Annotated in this window: 1 protein-coding gene; it reads left to right on the top strand. The window is 52.8% G+C overall.

Features of this window, described 5'->3' with window-relative positions; all coding sequences use genetic code 11:
- Positions 1–269, top strand: a 269-nt coding sequence (locus ETC02_RS17320) for an IS66 family transposase (RefSeq protein WP_171698511.1), incomplete at both ends; no start/stop codon positions are given.

The raw sequence follows: 269 nt of genomic DNA, 5'->3' as shown, positions 1-269 counted from the left end.
AAAAAGCGACCGATGATATCGGGATTCTTCCCCGATATGAAGGGACGATGATGCACGATGCGTTCGGTACGTATCCGAAATACACACATGCCACCCATGCCCTTTGTCATGCCCACCATTTGCGTGAGTTAAAAGGATTCACCGAACAAGGGCATACGTGGGCGATGCGCATGACCACGTTTCTGTTAGCCGCCAAGCAAGCCGTCGAAGCCCATCACGGTGCACTTTCCGAAGAAGAAGCGAGACGGTGGGAACGAGTGTATGATCGC

Origin of the sequence: Geobacillus sp. DSP4a, from assembly GCF_013096875.1 — a bacterium.
GTDB lineage: Bacteria > Bacillota > Bacilli > Bacillales > Anoxybacillaceae > Geobacillus > Geobacillus thermophilus.
The sequence above is the reverse complement of the archived record's forward strand: the minus strand, read 5'-3'. Positions and strand labels throughout refer to the sequence as shown.